The organism is Streptomyces sp. NBC_00872 (genome assembly GCF_045161915.1).
GTDB lineage: Bacteria > Actinomycetota > Actinomycetes > Streptomycetales > Streptomycetaceae > Streptomyces.
The window spans coordinates 7043873-7060834 of record NZ_CP108806.1; the positions used below are offsets into that span (position 1 = coordinate 7043873).

Annotated in this window: 12 protein-coding genes; 9 read left to right on the forward strand and 3 right to left on the reverse strand. The window is 72.4% G+C overall.

Annotated elements, in window-relative coordinates; genetic code table 11:
• The first annotated feature begins 254 nt into the window (after positions 1-254).
• Positions 255-1070, forward strand: a complete 816-nt coding sequence (locus tag OG214_RS30115; protein WP_363084548.1) for an ABC transporter ATP-binding protein — start codon at positions 255-257, stop codon at positions 1068-1070.
• A gap of 85 nt (positions 1071-1155) precedes the next feature.
• Here OG214_RS30115 and OG214_RS30120 read toward each other — a convergent pair whose 3' ends face one another.
• Positions 1156-1503, reverse strand: a complete 348-nt coding sequence (locus OG214_RS30120) for a sterol-binding protein (RefSeq protein ID WP_363084549.1) — start codon at positions 1501-1503, stop codon at positions 1156-1158.
• A gap of 42 nt (positions 1504-1545) precedes the next feature.
• Between OG214_RS30120 and OG214_RS30125 the strand changes: the two genes are divergently transcribed.
• From OG214_RS30125 to OG214_RS30145, 5 genes are all read left to right on the forward strand, one after another.
• The gene (locus OG214_RS30125) at positions 1546-1887 is read left to right on the forward strand and encodes a hypothetical protein (RefSeq protein ID WP_382866976.1); all 342 of its coding nucleotides are present in this window, start codon (positions 1546-1548) and stop codon (positions 1885-1887) included.
• 36 nt (positions 1888-1923) lie between these two features.
• Positions 1924-2739, forward strand: coding sequence for a TlyA family RNA methyltransferase (locus OG214_RS30130; RefSeq protein ID WP_405986506.1), 816 nt, complete (start codon positions 1924-1926; stop codon positions 2737-2739).
• A gap of 209 nt (positions 2740-2948) precedes the next feature.
• Positions 2949-3857: an NAD kinase gene (locus OG214_RS30135; protein ID WP_363084553.1), complete on the forward strand. Its 909-nt coding sequence runs from the start codon at positions 2949-2951 to the stop codon at positions 3855-3857.
• 73 nt (positions 3858-3930) lie between these two features.
• Positions 3931-5679 carry a DNA repair protein RecN gene (gene recN, locus OG214_RS30140; RefSeq protein WP_383042012.1) on the forward strand — a complete coding sequence of 583 codons (1749 nt, stop codon included), beginning with the start codon at positions 3931-3933 and terminating at the stop codon, positions 5677-5679.
• Between the two features lie 438 nt (positions 5680-6117).
• A complete protein-coding gene (locus OG214_RS30145; RefSeq protein ID WP_405986507.1) occupies positions 6118-7209 on the forward strand; it encodes a glycosyltransferase family 4 protein in 1092 nt (363 codons plus the stop codon).
• A 34-nt stretch (positions 7210-7243) separates the two neighbouring features.
• Here OG214_RS30145 and OG214_RS30150 read toward each other — a convergent pair whose 3' ends face one another.
• Together OG214_RS30150 and OG214_RS30155 are read right to left on the reverse strand one after the other, a co-directional pair.
• On the reverse strand, positions 7244-8872 hold the full coding sequence (locus OG214_RS30150; protein WP_405986508.1) for a PucR family transcriptional regulator: 1629 nt from the start codon (positions 8870-8872) through the stop codon (positions 7244-7246).
• 191 nt (positions 8873-9063) lie between these two features.
• Positions 9064-10890: a glycoside hydrolase family 15 protein gene (locus OG214_RS30155; protein WP_363083526.1), complete on the reverse strand. Its 1827-nt coding sequence runs from the start codon at positions 10888-10890 to the stop codon at positions 9064-9066.
• A gap of 399 nt (positions 10891-11289) precedes the next feature.
• On the opposite strand from OG214_RS30155, the gene OG214_RS30160 reads away from it, so the two are divergent.
• The 3 genes from OG214_RS30160 (at position 11290) to OG214_RS30170 (ending at position 16921) form a co-directional block, all read left to right on the forward strand.
• Positions 11290-12984 (forward strand): CTP synthase, encoded by a 1695-nt coding sequence (locus OG214_RS30160; protein WP_363083527.1) that lies wholly within the window; start codon positions 11290-11292, stop codon positions 12982-12984.
• A gap of 89 nt (positions 12985-13073) precedes the next feature.
• A complete protein-coding gene (locus OG214_RS30165) occupies positions 13074-13700 on the forward strand; it encodes an NUDIX domain-containing protein (protein ID WP_383042005.1) in 627 nt (208 codons plus the stop codon).
• Between the two features lie 1091 nt (positions 13701-14791).
• Entirely contained in the window at positions 14792-16921 is a 2130-nt protein-coding gene (locus OG214_RS30170) for a tetratricopeptide repeat protein (RefSeq protein ID WP_405987657.1), read from the forward strand.
• Positions 16922-16962 lie beyond the last annotated feature (41 nt).

A 16962-nucleotide genomic window follows, 5' to 3' on the forward strand; every position in this document is an offset into this window, starting at 1 on the left:
CCTCACCTCGCATTGGCGACAGTTCCCGGGAACGGCGGGGTTCCGGGGAACGGCGGGGCGGGTTCTCTCGCTCGGTGGCCGCTGTCCGCTCCGGCTGCTGGTCACCGGGCGCAGGGCGGGACGCGTATGCGCGGACACGGATGAACCCCGCGGGCACCCGTACCCGCACCCCCACCCCCACCGACTCCCGCACCGCCACCGATTGCCGCACCGCCACCGACGCGGATACCGGCCCGGACACCAGGAGTACGACCATGCAGCGACTGACCGCGGAATCGGTGACCCTCGGCTACGACCAGCGGCTCATCGCCCGCGATCTGTCGGTGGAGATCCCCGACCACTCGTTCACGGTGATCGTCGGCCCGAACGCCTGCGGCAAGTCGACATTGCTGCGGGCGCTCTCCCGGATGCTCAAGCCCTCCCGGGGACGGGTCCTGCTCGACGGGACCGCCATCCACACGATGCCCGCCAAGAAGGTCGCCAGGACCCTCGGTCTGCTGCCCCAGTCGTCCATCGCGCCCGACGGCATCACGGTCGCGGACCTGGTGGCGCGTGGCCGGTATCCGCACCAGGGGCTGCTGCGCCAGTGGTCGCCGGAGGACGAACGGATAGTCGAGGAATCGATGGCGGCGACCGGTGTCGACGAACTGGCTGATCGTTATGTCGATGAATTGTCCGGCGGTCAGCGTCAGCGTGTCTGGATCGCGATGGCCCTCGCCCAGCAGACACCGCTGCTGCTGCTCGACGAGCCCACCACCTTCCTCGACATCCAGCACCAGATCGATGTGCTCGACCTGTGTGCGGAGTTGCACGAGACCCAGGGCCGTACGCTCGTCGCCGTGCTGCACGACCTCAACCACGCGGCCCGTTACGCCACGCATCTCATCGCGATGTGCGACGGGGCGGTCGTGGCGGAGGGGACGCCCCGGGAGGTCGTCACGGCCGAGCGCGTGGAGGAGGTCTTCGGTCTGCGCTGTCAGGTGATCGAGGACCCGGAGACGGGTACGCCGCTGGTGGTGCCGGCGGCCCGGCGGACCCGGCGGGCCGTGCCCGTACCGCTGGAGAAGTGAGAGGACGGCACCCGGGCCGCAAAGCCGCCCCCCCACGCACGAAGCCTCAGCTCCACGCACGAAGCCCAGCCCCGGGCAAGAAGCCTCAGAGCAGTGCGCGCAGGCGCAGCAGGTCGCGGAAGCCCGCGTCCAGTCTGACCCGTCCCGAGCCCCACGCGCGGGCGAAGTTCAGCGTGCCGTCGACCAGTGCCACCAGGTCGTCGCCCGCCATGGCCAGTCCGATCTCCGCCTTCTCCGGCGGCGGACCCTGCACGGTGTCGGCCACCTCGATCCGGCCGTCCACGAGACGGCCGGTGAACGTGAGGTCCAGATCCGTGATGTGGCAGCTCAGGGAACGGTCGAGCCCGGCCGCGGTGCGGACCTTCCCGTCCGCGCGTGCCAGATTGTCCGAGAGCTTGTCGAGTGCGCTGCGGCACTCCTCCGTCGTCGCCATCGTGACCGACGGTACCGCAGGGCTTCGGGGTAGCGTCTGGGCATGAGCGACTCCATGGCGGGACCGGCCGCCGGACCGGCCGAGAGCGAGCCGGGGACGGCGGGACCTCCCACGGACGACCCGGCGGCGCCCCGCCCGCTCGGGGTGGGCACCGTACCGACCGGCGACGCCGAGGTGGACGAGCGGCTGGCCCGGCTCGGCGACGCCGACCACCTGCCGACGGACGGACATGTCGAGGTGTACGAGGATGTACACCGGGGGCTGCGCGACGCGCTGACCGCGCTCGACGCGCGTCCGGCGCCGCAGGGTCCGCAAGGACCCCGGCCGCAGGGCCCGCAAGGACCACAAGGCTCGCAAGGACCCCGGCCGCAGGGCCCCCGGTGATCCCTCTCGCGTACGACCACAGGAGCTGAACCGAACGTGGCAGGACTGGCACGCCGCCGTCTCGATGCCGAACTGGTACGCCGTAACCTCGCGCGCTCACGTGAACACGCGAGCCAGCTCATCGCCGCGGGCCGGGTGACCGTCGGCGGCACCACCGCGACCAAGCCCGCCACCCAGGTCGAGACGAGCGCCGCCGTGGTCGTCACCGCGGACGACGGCGATCCCGACTACGTCTCGCGCGGCGGACACAAACTCGCGGGCGCGCTGGCGACCTTCACTCCGCTCGGTCTGGAGGTCCGCGGCAGACGGGCACTCGACGCGGGCGCGTCCACCGGCGGCTTCACGGATGTCCTGCTGCGCGCCGGCGCCGGCCATGTGGTCGCGGTGGATGTCGGCTACGGACAACTCGCCTGGTCACTGCGGAGCGATGAACGCGTCACCGTCAAGGATCGTACGAACGTACGCGAGTTGACGCTCGACGCGATCGAAGGGAAGCCTGTGGATCTGGTGGTCGGGGATCTTTCGTTCATTCCGCTGGGGCTGGTGCTGCCCGCGCTGGTGCGCTGCGCCGCACCCGGCGCCGACCTCGTACTGATGGTGAAACCGCAGTTCGAGGTGGGCAAGGAGCGGCTGGGCAGCGGGGGAGTCGTACGCAGTCCCGAGCTGCGGGCCGAGGCCGTACGGGCGGTGGCGCGGCGGGCCGGTGAACTGGGCCTCGGAGTACGGGGGGTCACCGCGAGCCCGCTGCCTGGACCGTCCGGAAATGTCGAGTACTTTCTGTGGCTCCACGCCGGAGCGCCCGAGCTGGACCCGGCGGATGTCGACCGTGCAGTGGCGGAGGGACCCCGTTGACCACGCAGCCCGCGCAGAGCACCGAGCCCGCGCAGAGCATTCAGAGCACCCAGACCGTTCAGAGCACCCAGAGCACCCAGAGCACCCGGACCACGCCGGCCACCCGGGCCACCCTGATCACCGAGAGCGTCCCGGTCACGCTGGGCGCTCAGCACACCCCGGCCGCCGAACCCGCCCCGAGCGCCCCGGCCACCGAGACCGCCGGGAGCCTGCGAGCCGCGAACGCGGACCGTACGGTGTTCCTGCTGGCCCACACCGGCAGGCCCGCGGCGATCCGCAGCGCCGAACTGGTCGTGAACGGACTGGTGCGCAACGGTCTCGGCGTACGCGTCCTGGCCACGGAGGCCGAAGATCTGCCGTTGCCGCCGTCCGTCGAGACCGTCCCCGACGGCACGCCCGACGTACTCGACGGCTGCGAACTGCTGATCGTGCTCGGCGGTGACGGGACGCTGCTGCGCGGCGCCGCCTTCGCACGGGCCTCGGGCGTCCCCATGCTCGGCGTCAATCTGGGCAGGGTCGGCTTTCTCGCCGAGGCGGAACGGGACGATCTGGACAAGGTCGTCAACCGCGTGGTCACCCGTGCGTATGAGGTCGAGGAGCGGATGACGATCGATGTCGTCGTGCACAGCAACGGCGATGTCGTCCACCGGGACTGGGCGCTCAACGAGGCGGCCGTGCAGAAGGTCTCGCCCGAGCGGATGCTCGAAGTCGTCCTGGAGATCGACGGGCGGCCCGTCACCGCCTTCGGCTGCGACGGCATCGTGTGCGCCACGCCCACCGGTTCGACCGCGTACGCCTTCTCGGCCGGCGGGCCGGTCGTCTGGCCCGAGGTCGAGGCGCTGCTGATGGTGCCGATCAGCGCCCATGCCCTGTTCGCGAAGCCGCTGGTCACCTCACCGACCACGGTGCTCGCGGTGGAGGTGCAGGCGCACACGCCCAACGGTGTGCTCTGGTGCGACGGCCGCAGAACCGTCGAGCTGCCCCAGGGGGCCCGGGTGGAGGTACGGCGCGGTGCCGTCCCCGTACGGCTGGCGCGGCTGCACCACGCGTCGTTCGCGGACCGGCTGGTGGCCAAGTTCGCGCTGCCGGTGTCCGGCTGGCGCGGGGCACCGCACTGAGGGCGGACGGCCCTCGGCCGGGGGAACCGGGGGTGGGGTCCGTCGCGCGGCGGCGCGGGGACCTCGTATGGTCATGACCGTGTTGGAGGAGATGCGGATACGGTCGCTCGGGGTCATCGACGACGCGGTCGTCGAGCTGTCGCCAGGCTTTACCGCGGTGACCGGTGAGACCGGCGCGGGCAAGACCATGGTCGTCACCAGTCTGGGACTGCTGCTCGGCGGACGCGCGGATCCGGCGCTGGTACGGATCGGCGCCAGATCCGCGGTCGTGGAGGGCAGGCTCACCATGGCCGCGGGCACGCCCGCGGCCGTACGGGCCGAGGAGGCCGGGGCCGAGCTGGACGAGGGGACGCTGCTCATCAGCAGAACCGTCTCCGCCGAGGGGCGCTCACGGGCCCATCTGGGCGGGCGCTCGGTGCCCGTGGGCGTACTGGCCGAGCTGGCGGACGATCTGGTCGCCGTACACGGCCAGACCGACCAGCAGGGGCTGCTGCGGCCCGCGCGGCAGCGGCAGGCCCTCGACCGGTACGCGGGCGACGGGGTCGCCGCGCCCCATACCGCGTACACGGCGGCGTACCGCAGGCTGCGGGCCGTCGCCACGGAGCTGGAGGAGCTGACCACCCGGGCCCGTGAGCGGGCGCAGGAGGCCGATCTGCTGCGCTTCGGGCTGAACGAGGTCGCGGCCGTGGAGCCGAGGGCGGGGGAGGACACCGAACTCGCCGCCGAGGCGGAACGGCTCGGTCACGCGGAGGCGCTCGCGTCCGCCGCGGCCGTGGCGCACGCGGCGCTCGCGGGCAATCCCGAGGACCCGGAGGGCGTCGAGGCGACCACACTCGTCGCGGGCGCGGGGCGGGCGCTGGAGGCCGTACGGTCCCACGACCCGGTGCTCGCCGGGCTCGCCGAGCGGATGGGGGAGATCTCCATCCTGCTGGCGGACGTGGCGGGCGAGCTGGCCGGCTACGCGGACGATCTGGACGCCGATCCCCTGCGGCTGGCAGCCGTGGAGGAACGGCGGGCCGCCCTCACCGCGCTCACACGCAAGTACGGCGAGGACATCTCCGCCGTGCTGGCCTGGGCCGAGGAGAGCGCCGCGCGACTGACGGAGCTGGAGAGCGACGACGACCGGATCGCGGAGCTGACGGCCGAGCGTGACGCGCTGCGCGACGAACTGTCCGTTCTCGCCCAGGCGTTGACCGACGCCCGCACGGAGGCCGCGGCGCGCTTCGCGGAGGCCGTCACGGCGGAGCTGGCCTCGCTGGCCATGCCGCACGCGCGCGTCTCGTTCGACATCCGGCAGACCGAGACCGCGGACGAGATGTCCGGGATCGTGGTGGGCGGGCGTTCCGTGGTGTACGGCTCGCACGGCGCCGACGAGGTCGAACTGCTGCTGGCCCCCCACCCGGGCGCCCAGCCGAGGCCGATCGCCAAGGGCGCCTCCGGTGGTGAGCTGTCCCGGGTGATGCTCGCGGTGGAAGTGGTCTTCGCGGGATCCGATCCCGTACCGACCTATCTCTTCGACGAGGTGGACGCGGGGGTCGGCGGCAAGGCGGCGGTCGAGGTCGGCCGCCGGCTGGCGAAGCTCGCCAGATCCGCGCAGGTGGTGGTGGTGACGCACCTTCCGCAGGTCGCGGCCTTCGCCGACCGCCAGCTCCTGGTCGAGAAGACGAACGACGGCTCGGTGACGCGGTCGGGGGTGACGGTCCTGGAGGGTGAGGACCGGGTACGGGAGCTGTCGCGGATGCTGGCGGGCCAGGAGGACTCGGAGACGGCGAGGGCGCACGCGGAGGAGCTGCTGGCGACGGCTAGGACGCCTCTCAACTAGGTCCTGTCCGGTCGATCTTCGTGGGCCCGGAACGCCTGGCACGGCACCTCGCCGCGTTGTCGGAGTCACCCGAGTACATCCAGTACACGGGCGATCCTCCGCCTTGCGATGCACCGCGCCAGACGCCCCGGGCTGATCCACGAAGATCGACCGGACAGGACCTAGGGGCCGCGGCGGAAGCCGGTGACCGTGCCGTGCCGGGCCGGAATGTCTCCGTGGCGCGTTCCGGCCGGCCGGTTCGTCCTCGATCGCCGGACGGGCTTGTCTTCTGCCCTCCCCGCCCGGAGGCGCACCGAGGCGAGGTTCACCCATGTGGGTGGTCCCGATCGCTCGCTCCCGGTGCCGGACACAAGAACGACATCCCCGCCGTGCCGGAACGCACGTCCGGACTGGCATCCTTGACGGTGTCCCCGATCCCGATCCAGGAGCCTTGACCACGTGACTCAACTGCGTACGGTCCAGGTGCTGGGCGGTGGCAGTGCGGGCAGCAGCGCGCACGTTCGATCGTTGGCGGCGGGGCTGGTCGCCCGGGGCGTGCGCGTCACGGTGTGCGCCCCCGCGGATGTCGAGCGTACCTATGACTTCAGCGGCTCGGGGGCGCACCATGTCGCCGTACCCCGGCGTGGGGACCCCGCCTCCGTCGCGACCCTGCGCGCCGCGTGCGCCGGAGCGGACGTGGTGCACGCGCATGGGGTGCACGCCGCTGTACGGACGGCGATCGCGCTCGGCGGTCAGCGGATACCGCTGGTGGTCACCCTGCACACCCGTGCGCGGACCGAAGGACCACGCGGCCATCTCGTACGGCTGCTGGAGCGAAGGGCCGTCAGGGCGGCGGCCATTGTGCTCGGCACCTCGTCGGATCTGGTCGACCGGGCCCGCAGCAGAGGGGCGCGCGACGCGCGCCTCGCGCCGGCCGCGCTGCCCGCGGCACCTCGGTGGACCGGCGGTCCCGAGAGCAAGGCCCGTGCCGAACTCGGCGCGGTCGAGCGGCCGTTGCTGATGGCGGTGGGCAGCCTCAGACCGGAACAGGGGTACGACACGCTGCTCGACGCGGCCGCGGCATGGAGCTGCCTCGACCCCGCCCCGCTGCTCGCCATCGCGGGCGAGGGCCGGGAACGGGGCGGGCTCCAGCGGCGTATCGACACCGGCGGACTGCCGGTGCGGCTGATCGGCCGCCGTGACGACATCACCGAACTCCTCGCCGCCGCCGATATCGCCCTGCTGCCCAGCCGCTGGGAGGCCCGCTCCGTCCTCGCGCAGGAGGCACTGCGGCTGGGGGTGCCGCTGATCGCCACGGCGGTGGGCGGGATCCCCGAACTGGTCGGCGACGCGGCGGAACTCGTACCGTACGGGGACGCGAAGGCCCTCGGCGACGCGGTGGTCCGGCTCCTCGGTGACCCCGGCCGCCGGCAGTGGCTCGCCGAGGCGGGCCGGGCCCAGGCGGAGACCTGGCCGACGGAGGACGAGACCATCGCCCAAGTGCTCTGCGTATACGACGAACTGGCCCAGCCTCCGGCCCGTTCCCGCTGAGGCCTCCGCCGACCCCGGCGGCGCCCCCCGGCTTTTACTTCGTGTGGCGTCTCGCCCGTAGCGCCAGGCTCAGGGCCAGGACCGTCTGGGGGTCGTCCAGGTCCGTGCCCAGCAGTTCGGCGATGCGGGCCAGGCGGTTGTACAGCGTCTGGCGGTTCAGATGCAGTTCGCGGGCCGTCTCCGCCTTGCGGCCCGCGTGCGCCAGATAGACCTCCAGCGTGGGCAGCAGCGCGGGGCGGGACGCGCGGTCGTGGGTACGCAGGGGGCCGATCGCGCGGTCCACGAAGGCGGCCAGGTCCGGGTGTTCCCGCAGGCGCCACAGCAGCAGGTCGATGTCCAGGCGGCGCGCGTCGTACCAGGAGCACTCGGGCAGGCCCCGCGCCGCCGTCGCGGTCTCCGCCGCGTGCCGCAGCGCCGTGCCCGCCGCCGCCCAGCCGCCCGCGACCCCGACGACCACCACCGGCGGCTGCGCGCCCGCGCGTTCCAGACCGGCCCGCGCCACCCCCGTACGCAGCGCCGAGGCGACCCGGTCGGCCACCTGTGTACGTTCCGATTCGGCGCGCAGTCCCAGCAGCAGCGGAACCCGGCCCTCCACCGGCCGGACGCCCAGCAGCACCGGGACGCCCATCGACGACAGCTCCTCCAGCACCGCCCGCGCCAGCAGCGCCCAGTCGCCCGACGGCAGCGGCTCGGGACCCAGCCTCATCACCACCGGCAGCAGCGGCCCCTCACCGGGCTTGAAGCCCAGCACTCCCGCTAGCGCGGGCGCGTCCTCGGCGAGGATCCTGCCCTCGGCCAGATCGGTCAGAAAATCACCACGGCCACGTGCCGCCAGCTCATCCTCCTGGCGTGCCTGCATCAGTACGACCGCCAGGATGCCCGCCGCGCGTTCGGCCGCCATACGGTGCACCGGCAGCGGCGGTGCCGTGACGGCGGGCAGCACCAGACGGGCCCGTACCGCGCCCGTACCGTGGCCGCCGCCCGGCACATCCACCAGCACCGTGCCCACGGGCGGCCCGGCGGCGCGCGCCGCCCGCCGGCCGCGCAGCCCCTCCCAGATCTGCAAGGGGTCCGCCGCCGCCGGCCCCGCGCCGGGCGCCGCCGCGTACAGCAGCTGCCCCTCCGCGGTCTCCAGGAAGGCCGGGTTGCCCGCGAAGTCCGCGAGGATACGGAGCACCCGCGGCACCCCGCCCCCGTCCAGCAGCGCCTCCGTGCACCGCCGGTGGACCTCCTCGGCCTGTCTCAGCAGCGCGTAGTGGCCGTTGACGATCTCGGTGTGCACCTCTTCGGTCACCGAGACGAAGGGCACCTCCCGGTGGAGCTGTACGACCGGCAGACCGGCCGCCCGCGCCGTCTCCACGAGCGCCGTCGGCAGCCGCTCGAAGCGCGACCCCAGCTCCACCACCAGCGCCGCGATCCCGCGGTCGGCGAGCTTGCGTACAAAGGCGCGCTGGTCGGCGGGGCGGGTGCCCAGACCGAGTCCGGTGGTGAGCAGCAGCTCCCCGCCCTTGAGCAGTGAGGCGATGTTCGGGACCTCGCCCGCGTGGACCCAGCGGACCGTACGGTCCAGCCGGTCCGCGCAGGCGACGACCTCGGGGAGACCACCGCGCAGCCCCGGCAGCTCAAGCGCCCGCTGTACGGTGATTCCGCCCTGACTGTCCATGAAGCCGGAGGCTACCCGCGGTTACGGCCGACAGGAAACGCGAGCAGCGGGAAACGGGAGGCGCGAAACCGGAGGCGCGAACCCCGGGGGCGCGAGGTGGAGGCGTGAAACCGGCGGCAGCGAAAGCCGGGGCGCGAAAGCGGGAGGCCGGGACGGGGGCGTGCGCCCCCGTCCCGGCCTCCGGACCGCCGTCAGCCTCCGTACGCCCCCGAGGCCGTCAGCCGCAGTGCCGTGTCGATCAGCGGCACATGGCTGAACGCCTGCGGGAAGTTCCCGACCTGGCGCTGCAGCCGCGGGTCCCACTCCTCCGCCAGCAGCCCGAGATCGTTCCTGAGCGCCAGCAGCCTCTCGAAGAGCTTCCGCGCCTCGTCCACCCGTCCGATCATCGCGAGATCGTCGGCCAGCCAGAACGAGCAGGCCAGGAAGGCGCCTTCGTCGCCCGACAGCCCGTCGACGCCCTCTTCCTCACCGGACGTCGGATAGCGCATCACGAACCCGTCCTCCGTGGACAGCTCGCGCTGGATCGCCTCGATGGTGCCGATCACACGCTTGTCGTCCGGCGGGAGGAAGCCCATCTGCGGGATGAGCAGAAGGGACGCGTCCAGTTCCTTGGAGCCGTACGACTGCGTGAAGGTGTTCCGCTCCTTGTCGTACCCCTTCTCGCAGACATCGCGGTGGATGTCGTCCCGCATCTCGCGCCAGCGCTCCAGCGGCCCGTCCGCCTCGCCGGACTCGATCAGCTTGATCGTGCGGTCGACCGCGACCCAGGCCATCACCTTGGAGTGCACGAAGTGCCTGCGCGGCCCGCGCACCTCCCAGATGCCCTCGTCCGGCTGGTCCCAGTGCTTCTCCAGATAGCGGATCAGCTTGAGCTGGAGAACCGACGCGTAGTCGTTACGGGCCAGGCCCGTCATATGCGCCAGATGCAGCGCCTCGGTGACCTCGCCGTAGACATCGAGCTGGAGCTGGTGCGCGGCGCCGTTGCCGACCCGGACCGGGCCCGAGCGCTCATAACCGGGCAGCCAGTCCAGCTCCGCCTCGCCCAGCTCCCGTTCACCCGCGATCCCGTACATGATCTGGAGGTTCTCCGGATCGCCGGCGACGGCGCGCAGCAGCCACTCGCGCCAGGCGCGGGCCTCCTCGCGGTAGCCGGTGCGCAGCAGCGAGGAGAGCGTGATCGCGGCGTCGCGCAGCCAGGTGTAGCGGTAGTCCCAGTTCCGTACGCCGCCGATCTCCTCCGGCAGCGAGGTGGTCGGGGCGGCGACGATCCCGCCCGTCGGCGCGTACGTCAGGGCCTTGAGCGTGATCAGGGAACGGACCACCGCCTCGCGGTAGGGCCCGTGGTACGTACAGTGCTCGACCCACTCACGCCAGAAGTCGGAGGTCGCCTCCAGCGAGCCCTCGGGGTCGGGCAGCGCGGGCGGCTGCCGGTGCGAGGGCTGCCAGCTGATCGTGAAGGCGATCCGGTCGCCCGGCGCCACGGTGAAGTCGGAGTAGGTGGTGAGGTCCTTGCCGTAGGTCTCCGCCGTGGTGTCCAGCCAGACCGAGTCGGGTCCGGCGACGGCGACCGTGCGGTTGTCGACCTTGTGCACCCACGGCACCACGCGTCCGTAACTGAACCGCATCCGCAGCGCGGAGCGCATGGGCACCCGGCCGCTGATTCCCTCCACGATCCGGATGACCTGCGGAGCACCGTCGCGTGGCGGCATGAAGTCCGTCACGCGCACCGTGCCGCGCGGGGTGTCCCACTCGGATTCCAGGATCAGTGAGTCTCCGCGGTAGCGGCGCCTGGCCGCCCGCGGCGGCGCCGAGCCGGCGGGATGCGCCGGCCCCAGCCGCCAGAACCCGTGCTCATCGGTGCCGAGCAGAGCCGCGAACACGGCATGCGAATCGAAGCGGGGCAGGCACAGCCAGTCGACTGTGCCGTCCCGGCAGACCAGGGCGGCGGTCTGCATATCTCCGATGAGTGCGTAATCCTCGATGCGCCCGGCCACGTGCATCTCCAGTCGAACGGCCATGTCCGCCCCGCGGGGCGCGTACTTCGGTCAAGAGTCGTTGACGAGCTCATCTTCCGGGAAATCGGGCGGGGTGTGCCGATGCCGGCCGGACTCGGCAGCGAACGTCCGAGCAGGATACGACGCACCTGGGAGTTCTGCGCCACGGTCCCGGCAACATCGGTCCGACGAACATCGTGGCCAAGGGTGACTCTGGGGACAAAGGGTGACACGTGTGAAGGGGGTGGGGCGCGTGGCCGGAACCGGCCTCGTCGCGTCGCTGATACCCTGGTAGCCCGTGGACCGGTGGACTCCCAGGCAACGCGAAGGGGCCCCGAACCCGCAGCGACGGAAGTCCCTCCCCGCTCAGGCAGGGACACCGGTACGCACCTCAGACCGCGACCACGGGAGCCCCTCTTGGCCATGCCGAACCGATCCTCGACATCCTCGACGACCAAGCACATCTTCGTCACCGGGGGCGTCGCATCCTCCCTCGGCAAGGGCCTGACCGCCTCCAGTCTGGGTGCGCTGCTCAAGGCGCGTGGTCTGCGGGTCACCATGCAGAAGCTCGACCCGTATCTGAACGTCGACCCCGGCACCATGAATCCGTTCCAGCACGGTGAGGTGTTCGTCACCAACGACGGCGCCGAGACCGATCTGGACATCGGCCACTACGAGCGCTTCCTCGATGTGGATCTCGACGGCTCCGCCAATGTCACCACCGGCCAGATCTACTCCCAGGTCATCGCCAAGGAGCGGCGCGGTGAGTATCTGGGGGACACGGTTCAGGTCATTCCGCACATCACCAACGAGATCAAGCACCGCATCCGGCGGATGGCGACCGACGATGTCGACGTCGTCATCACGGAGGTCGGCGGCACGGTCGGCGACATCGAGTCGCTGCCGTTCCTGGAGACCGTCCGCCAGGTGCGCCATGAGGTCGGCCGCGACAACGTCTTCGTCGTCCATATCTCCCTGCTGCCGTACATCGGCCCGTCGGGGGAGCTGAAGACCAAGCCCACGCAGCACTCGGTGGCGGCTCTGCGCAACATCGGAATCCAGCCGGATGCGATCGTGCTCCGCGCCGACCGCGACGTCCCTCTTCCGATCAAGCGCAAGATCTCGCTGATGTGCGATGTCGACGAGGCGGCGGTGGTGGCCTGCGTGGACGCCAAGTCGATCTACGACATCCCCAAGGTGCTGCACACCGAGGGCCTGGACGCCTATGTCGTCAGGAAACTGGATCTGCCGTTCCGCGATGTGGACTGGACGGTCTGGGACGATCTGCTGGACCGGGTCCACAACCCCGACCACGAGGTGACCGTCGCGCTGGTCGGCAAGTACATCGATCTGCCCGACGCCTATCTGTCGGTGACCGAGGCGCTGCGCGCGGGCGGATTCGCCAACAAGGCGCGGGTCAAAGTGAAGTGGGTCACATCGGACGACTGCAAGACTCCGGCGGGCGCGGCGCGGCAGCTCTCCGATGTCGACGGGATCCTGATCCCCGGCGGTTTCGGGGAGCGCGGGGTCACCGGCAAGGTCGGCGCGATCCAGTACGCCCGGGAGAACGGGGTCCCGCTGCTGGGGCTCTGTCTGGGGCTCCAGTGCATCGTGATCGAGGCCGCGCGCAATGTGGCCGGGATCTCCGACGCCAACTCCACGGAGTTCGACTCCGGCACCGCGCACCCGGTGATCTCCACCATGGAGGAGCAGCTCGCCTACGTCGAGGGCGCGGGCGATCTGGGCGGCACGATGCGGCTCGGCCTCTACCCGGCGAAGCTCGCCGAGGGCTCGATCGTGCGCGAGGTCTATGACGACCAGCCGTATGTGGAGGAGCGCCACCGGCATCGCTACGAGGTCAACAACACCTACCGCGCGGAGCTGGAGAAGAAGGCCGGTCTGGTCTTCTCGGGCACCTCGCCCGACAACAAGCTGGTCGAGTACGTGGAGTACCCGCGCGCCACGCACCCCTATCTGGTCGCCACCCAGGCGCACCCGGAGCTGCGGTCCCGGCCGACCAGGCCGCACCCCCTCTTCGCCGGTCTGGTGAAGGCCGCGGTGGAGCGCCGTCGGGGCGGGCGTCCCGGGTCGCAGGAGCGCGTGGCCGCCGGCGCGTAGGCGATACGGTGGGAGCCGGGGTCACAGGGGTCTTCCAGGATTCCCGGCCCCGGTTTCCGCGTGCGCGCGCTGTGTGGGAGGACGCTTTCATGACCATCAAGGACGCCCCCGAGGAGTGGCGGATCACCGCCACCAGGACGCCCTTCCGCGGCAACAAGACCAGTGTCCGTACGGACGATGTGGTCATGCCGGACGGCACGGTCGTGTCCCGCGACTACCAGGTCCACCCCGGCTCCGTGGCGATCCTCGCGCTGGACGACCAGGACCGGGTGCTCGTACTGCGCCAGTACCGGCACCCCGTGCGCCAGAAGCTGTGGGAGATCCCGGCCGGCCTGCTCGACGTACCGGGTGAGAACCCGCTGCACGCGGCACAGCGCGAGCTGTACGAGGAGGCGCATGTCAAGGCCGAGGACTGGCGGGTGCTGACGGACGTCTACACCACGGCGGGCGGCTCCGACGAGGCGGTACGGATCTTTCTCGCCCGCGATCTGTCGGAGGCGGAGGGGGAGCGCTTCGAGGTCTCCGACGAGGAGGCGGACATGGAGCTGGCGCGGGTGGCGCTGGGGGAGCTGACCCGGGGCGTCTTCGCGGGAGAGCTGCACAACAACTGTCTGGTCGTGGGCGTTCTCGCGCTCGGGGCGGTGCTGGCGGGCGACGGTGTCGAGGCGCTGCGGCCGGCGGACGCCCCGTGGCCCGCCCGTCCGTTTGAATCCTGAGCCGGGCGCGATCCATCCTGAGCCCGGCGGGTTCCGGGCCGGGCGTGATCCCGGGCGGGGCGTCCCGTCGTGGTCCGTCCCGCGGTCTTTTCCCGCGGTCTCCTCCTCGCGCGGTCGCTCGATCTGACGATACGACTGATCCGATCGGGGGATCGGGCGGCCGTGCTCCACCGCTTCCGTCGCAGAGAGTGAACTACGCTCGAACCGCCCGTGCGGAAATCCGCCGGGCTCGGCTCGTGCGCAGGCGGACGGGAGCGTGGCCCGTGACGGATCAGGCGGTGGATGTGGGCGGCCCCGGCCGTACGGACGCCACGGGGAAGAGCGGCGGCTCCACCGACGCGCAGCCGGGCGCCGCAGCGGTGAATGAATCCGATCGCCCCTCGGGCAAGCGGCGTGGCCGCCGGTCCAAGCCGGCCGCCGCGAAGGCTCCGAAGGGCGGTTCCGAGACGAAAGGTACAGCCCGGGTGAAGCTCCCGGAGAGTCCTGAGGACGCGACCAGTGACACTCCCGCCGTCGTTACGGAGGGTGATACCCCGTCGGACGCGCGGCGCCGTCGCCCCTTTCTGAGACGCCGTCCCGCCACGGCTGCCGTGTCCACCTCCGGCAACGGAACTTCCGGGAACGGGACCACCGGCAGCGGGACCACCGGGGACGAGACCGCCACCGGGAACGGGCCCGCCGCCACGAACGAGGTCACGGCCCCGGACTCCACGGACTCCCCGGCCCGGGGCTCCGCGTCCGTCGGCAAGGCGACGGAGAAGGCGGCCGAGAAGGCGGCCCCCCCGGCCGGATCGACCGCCCCGGCCGGACCACCCGCGGCCGGATCACCCTCGGCCGGGTCACCCGCTCCGTCCGCGCCCGCTCCGTCCACACCCGCCCGGTCCGTATCCGCGTCCGCCACGGCCAAGGCCCCTCCCGCCGATGACGGGACCCGGGGCACCGCGACCGCGCCGGGCGGCCCGCGAGCCCGTGGCGCGTCCGGCGGGGGCCTCGCCGAGGCCGACCCGGACGAGGACCCCGCCGGTCTCTACGACGGGCTCGGTCCCGAGGACGACCCCGAGGACGACGAGGACACCCCTGTCACCGCCGGGATCCGTCCCGTCGGCGCCGGTACGGGCGCTGTCGCCGGGCCCGGCCGCGGTACGGCGGGACCGGGACCCCACGGCGGAACCCCGCCCCCGGCGGGTCCGGGCCGGAGCGCGGCGCGGCCCACGGAGTTCTTCGGCCGGGTGCGGGAACTGAAGGCCCTGCACGGGGACATCGAGCGCGCCGGACTCAACACCCTCTCCGGGCGCAAGGAGCCGCGCGCCCGGGTGCTGCTGATCGCCGGACGGCCCGGGGCGGGCCGTACCGCGCTCGCCGAGGAACTGGCCGGGCAGTTGCGGGACGGCTATCCCGACGGGGTCGTCAGGACCCGGCTGACCGAACCCGGCGGCGAGGCCGTACCCACCGAGCGCACGGCCCGCGAGATCCTCGGCGCGTTCGCCATCACCACCCCGCCCGGCGCCGGGGAGGACGAGCTGTCCGAGATGGTGCGGGAGGCGCTGGCCGTACGGCGCGTGCTGCTGTTCCTCGACGACGCGGCCGACGCCGGGCAGGTCGACCCGCTCGTGCCCGACAACCCCGACTGCCTGGTCGTCGCCGTGGCGCAGGGCCCGCTCACCGGAATCCCCGACGTCCGCCCCTGCACGCTCGGCGGAATGGACGCGAAGGCCGCCATCGAACTGCTCGCGCGGTTCACCGGTGCCGTCCGGATCACCGTCGATCCGCAGGCCGCGGAGTCGCTCGCCGAGGAGTGCGGCGGCCAGCCCGCCGCACTCGTCCTCATCGGCGGCTGGCTCGCCGCCCGCCCCACCGCCTCCGTCGCCGACGCGACCAAGCGGCTGCGCGCCCTTCCGCACGACCCCGAGCGGCCGGTCGGCGACCGCCCGCTCGCCCGCGCCTTCCGGCTCGTGTACGAGACGCTGCCGTCGTCCGCCGCGCGGGTCCTGCGGCTGTTCGCCCTCGCCCCCGCGGGGGTCCTGGACGCGCACACCGCGTCCGCGCTGGCCGGCTGCTCGGTCTCGGCCGCCAGGACCGCGCTCGCCGACTTCACCGCACTCGGGCTGCTGCGCCGGGGCGGCGGTCCGGCCGCGGACGGGCAGTCCGCCGACACCGCCGGCCAGTACCTGGTGCCCGGCTGTCTCCTCCCGCTGCTGCGCGACCTCCTGGAGAGGCACGACCGGGAGTCCGAGGTGCAGCTCGCGCGGGCGCGGATGCTGGAGCGGACCGTACGGCTGCTCCAGTCCTGCCGGGCCATCACCGAGCCCGACGGCTCCCCGGCCCGTAAACGGCTGGCCACGCTGCCCCGCTCGCTGCGCTATCCGACCGTCGCCGCCGCGGCCGAGTGGCTGGACTCGCGGCAGCCCGCCCTGCTGGCCTCCGCCCGGCTCGCGGTCACCGACGGGGAACTGGACACCCTGGCCCGCCGGCTGATCGCCGCGCTGGTCCGCGCGCTGGCCGCGCACCGTGGCACCGAGGCCGCCGCGCCCGAGCTGTACGGGCTCCATCAGCTCGTCCTCGATATCGCGGAGCGGCGCGATCTGCACCGCGAGCAGGCCGCCGCGCTGCTGAACATCGGCGATCTGGACGCCAGGACCGGCCGTACCCAGGACGCGCTCGCCCGCTACCGTGCCGCGCTGGACGCCGGACGGGCCGCGAACGATCTCTACGCGACCGGCCGCGCGATGGAATCCGTAGGCGGCGCGTACCAGGACCTCCAGGACTGGCAGCGGGCCGCCGACTGGTACGGAAGGGCACTCGCCCAGCGGCTCAGCCGGGGCGAACGCGCCGACGAGGCCAGGCTGTACGGCCGGCTCGGCACCGTCCACACCTACGCGGGCCACTACGGGGAGGCGCTGCGGAGCTGGCGGGCCGCCGTGGCCGTCCACCGCAGGCTGCGCGATCTCCCGGCCCAGGCACGCGCGTTGAGCGAGGCGGCCCGGGTCCAGGAGTACGCGGGACGGCCGCAGGAATCGCTGGAGACCTGTCAGGAGGCGGTGGAGTGGGCCCGGCTGGCCGGAGACGTCAGGCTCCAGGCCGCGCTCCAGCTCCGGGTGGCGGACACGCTGGACCGGCTCGGTGACCCGGCGGCGGCGAGGCTGCATCGCGCGACAGCCGATCGGCTGCTGGAAACGGAAGGAAACACCTACGAAATCCGCAGCGCTTTGGCCGGGGAATAAAGCTTTGCAAGGCTGGACAGTGGGAAATCCTTCATTAGACT